This is a genomic window from Streptomyces sp. NPDC032472, assembly GCF_040636955.1.
Lineage (GTDB): Bacteria > Actinomycetota > Actinomycetes > Streptomycetales > Streptomycetaceae > Streptomyces.
Window position 1 is genome coordinate 1 of sequence record NZ_JBEZVK010000176.1, and the last position, 3,761, is coordinate 3,761.

The following is a 3,761-nucleotide window of genomic DNA, read 5'->3' on the forward strand; positions in this document are numbered from 1 at the left end:
CTGGGGCTCCGCCCCAGACCCAGCGCCTCAAACGCCGGCGAGGCTGAAATGCGGAGGGCCTGCGCCGCCGCTGCGGCGGCCGTGCGGGCACCGAGCCGCAAAACGAACACCCGCTGCAGCTGTGCATGAGCCGGGACCGCGCGCCGCGGCCGGCTCGCCGGTTCACTCCAATGGCGTCCCCGCCGCGCCGTGACCCGCCCACCACGGGCAGGGTGGGGTCACGTCGGCGCTCCCCCCTGGGGCGCCCTCCTCCCCCCGGGCCCCGAGCCCGCTTTTCCCGAGCTCCGGCCCCCGCGCCGGCCCCTCCCAGGGAGATCCCATGACGTTCTCGCCGGACCACCGCTGGACGCATGCCGTCGTCACCGGCGGCGCCGGATTCGTGGGCTCGCACCTGTGTGCGGCCCTGCTCGCCGCGGGTACCGAGGTCACGTGCCTCGACGACTTCAGCACCGGACTGCCGGACAACATAGCCGGTTTGCTGGACCACCCCGGTTTCACCCCGCGCCGGGCCGACGTCACCCGCCCGTTCACGGTGGACCGGCCGCCCGACCTCGTCCTGCACCTCGCCTCGCCGGCGTCTCCCGCCGACTACCTGCGACTCCCGCTGCACACCCTGGACGCCGGCAGCCTGGGCACCCGCAACGCCCTTGAGCTGGCCCGCCGCAGCGGTGCCCGGTTCGTCCTGACCTCCACCTCGGAGGTGTACGGGGACCCGCACGAGCACCCGCAGAGCGAGGCGTACTGGGGCCACGTCAACCCGGTCGGCCCGCGCAGCGTGTACGACGAGGCCAAGCGCTTCGGCGAGGCGCTCACCACGGCGCACTCCGCGGTCCACGGCACGGACACCTGCATCGTGCGGCTGTTCAACACCTACGGGCCCGGCATGCGGGGCCACGACGGGCGGGCCGTCCCCACGTTCATCCGGCAGGCGCTGGACGGCGTACCGCTCACCGTCACGGGCGACGGCCGGCAGAGCCGCTCCCTGTGCTACGTCGACGACACGGTGGCCGGAATCCTGGCCGCGGCCGCCCACGGCCTGCGCGGACCGGTGAACATCGGCAACCCCGACGAGATCACCATGGCCGACCTGGCCCGGCGGATCATCGAGCTGACCGGTTCGGCCTCGGAGATCCGGTACGTGGAGCGGCCGGTGGACGACCCGGCGGTCCGCTGTCCCGACATCACGCTGGCCCGCGGAAAGCTCCAGTGGGAGCCGCAGGTGGAGATGGCGGACGGGCTGCAGCGGACCATCGCCTGGTTCCGGTCCCAGGGCGGCCGTCCGGCCCGGCCCGGACCGGACCGCTCCGGATCCTGAAGGGCGGCAGCCATGCGCATCCTCGGTATCAACGCCCTCTTCCACGACCCCGCGGCTGCTCTCGTCATCGACGGGCGGACCGTGGCGGCCGCCGAGGAGGAACGCTTCACCCGACGCAAGCACGGAAAGCGGCCGGTGCCGTTCTCCGCCTGGGAGCTGCCGGTCGAGTCGGCCCGCTGGTGCCTTCGCAGGGCCGGCCTGCGCCCGCAGGACCTCGACGCCGTCGCCTACTCCTACGACCCGCGGCTCGCCCGCCCGGCCGCCGACATGGGGCTGGACGACCCGTGGGACCACCTGCGGCAGACCTACGCGCGCGAGGCCCCCGGCTTCCTGGCCACCGCCCTGCCGGGGCTCGACCCCGCGCTGGTGCGCTTCGTCCCCCACCACATGGCGCACGCGGCCTCCGCCGCCTTCGCCGCGGACGGCGCCACACGCAGCTCCGTGCTGGTGCTCGACGGCCGCGGCGAACGGGCCTCCCACCTCGCGGCCCGGCGAACGGGCGCCGAGCTGGAACCGCTGTACGCCCAGGAGCTGCCGCACTCCCTCGGCCTGGTCTACGAGGAACTCACCGCGCACCTGGGGTTCCTGCGCTCCTCCGACGAGTTCAAGGTGATGGCCCTCGCCTCCCACGGCACCCCGCGGATGCTCTCCGAGCTGCGCCGGTACGTGTTCCCCACCGGCGACGGCGGTTTCCGGGCGAACGCCGTGCCCTGGCACGAGCTCTGCCCGCCCCGCGGCGCCGACGAGCCCTGGACCCGCGACCACGCCGACACCGCGGCCTCCGCGCAGGCCGTGCTGGAGGAGACCCTGCTCGACCTGGTGCGCTGGCTGCACGGCCGGACCGGCGACGATGTGCTCACGCTGGCCGGCGGCGTCGCGCTCAACTGCGTGGCCAACGCGCGGATCTCCCGCGAGGGCCCGTTCTCCCGGGTCTGGGTCCAGCCCGCGGCCGGGGACGCCGGCACCGCCCTCGGCGGCGCCTTGCTGCTCTCCGCGGGCGCCGGCGACGACCCGGAGCCGATGGACGGCGCCGACCTGGGCCGGGAGTGGTCCGACGCGGAGCTCGGGGCCTGGCTGAAGGACGCGGGCGTGCCCTTCGACCGCCCCGCCGACATCGCGGACACCGTGGCGCAGGCCCTGGCCGACAACGCCGTGGTGGCCTGGTTCCAGGGCCGCTCGGAGTACGGCCCGCGCGCCCTCGGACACCGGTCGCTGCTCGCCCACCCCGGGCACGCGGGGAACCTGGAGCGGCTCAACGACGTCAAGGGCCGGGAGCAGTTCCGGCCGGTGGCGCCGATGGTGCTGGCCGACCGGGCCGCCGAGCTCTTCGACGGCCCGCTGCCCAGCCCGTACATGCTCTTCGTGCACGACGTACGGCCCGGCTGGGCCGAGCGGATCCCGGCCGTGGTGCACGTCGACGGAACGGCCCGCATCCAGACCGTCGACGCGGGGCGCGAACCGCTGGTGGCGCGCATGCTGCACGCCTTCGAACGGCTCACCGGGCTGCCCGTGGTGGTCAACACCAGCCTCAACACGGCCGGCCGGCCCATGGTCGACGATCCGCGGGACGCGCTGGAGTGCTTCGGCTCGGCGCCGGTGGACCTGTTGGCCATCGGCCCGTACGCGGTCCGCCGTGGCCGGATGTTCCGCACCTCGCCCGAGGGGTGGTCGGCGTGAACGCCCCGGAGCCGCCCATCCGTTACGCCGTGGTCGTGCCCACGGTCGGCCGTCCGCAGCTGCGCGCCTGCCTGGAGGCGCTCGCGGGCACGCGCGGGCCGGGCCCCTGCCGGGTGGTCGTCGTGCACGACCGGCCGGGACCCGGCGGGTCGGTCCCGCCCCTGGAGATACCCGCCGCCCTGCGGCCGCTGACCGTCGTGGTGCCGGGCGCGGCCCGCGGCCCGGCCGCCGCCCGCAACGCGGGCTGGTGCGCCGCCGGCGACGTCCCCTGGATCGTGTTCCTCGACGACGACGTGGTGCCCGGCCCCGCCTGGGGTGGCGAGCTGGCCCGCGACCTCGCGGCCGCCGGACCCGCGACCGCCGCCGTCGCCGCACGGATCGAGGTGCCGCTGCCGGCCGACCGGCGGCCCACCGACTGGGAGCGGTCCACCGCGGGCCTGGCCACCGCCCGCTGGATCACCGCCGACATGGCCGTCCGCACCGCGGCGCTGGAGGCGGCCGGCGGGTTCGACGAACGCTTCCCGCGGGCCTTCCGGGAGGACGCCGACCTCGCGCTGCGCCTGCTCGCCGGCGGCTGGAGCCTGGCCGACGGCACGCGCCGCACCCGCCACCCGGTCCGGCCCGCGGACCGCTGGGTCTCGGTGCGCACCCAGGCCGGGAACGCCGACGACGTCCTGATGGGCCGGCTCCACGGCCGCGGCTGGCGGGCCCGGGCGGCCGCCCCGCTGGGCCGGCGGCCCGGCCATCTGGCGGTGACGGCCACCGCCTG

3 protein-coding genes are annotated in these 3,761 nt (G+C 76.1%); all 3 read left to right on the forward strand.

What is annotated here, in order from left to right; genetic code table 11:
- Nucleotides 1–319 precede the first annotated feature (319 nt).
- Nucleotides 320–1,315 (forward strand): NAD-dependent epimerase/dehydratase family protein, encoded by a 996-nt coding sequence (locus AB0F11_RS37880; RefSeq protein ID WP_362184370.1) that lies wholly within the window; start codon nucleotides 320–322, stop codon nucleotides 1,313–1,315.
- 12 nt (nucleotides 1,316–1,327) lie between these two features.
- Nucleotides 1,328–2,992, forward strand: coding sequence for a carbamoyltransferase C-terminal domain-containing protein (locus AB0F11_RS37885; RefSeq protein WP_362184372.1), 1,665 nt, complete (start codon nucleotides 1,328–1,330; stop codon nucleotides 2,990–2,992).
- Nucleotides 2,989–3,761 (forward strand): glycosyltransferase (locus tag AB0F11_RS37890; protein ID WP_362184374.1); only part of this gene is annotated, 773 nt, incomplete at its 3' end. The genes AB0F11_RS37885 and AB0F11_RS37890, both read left to right, overlap by 4 nt.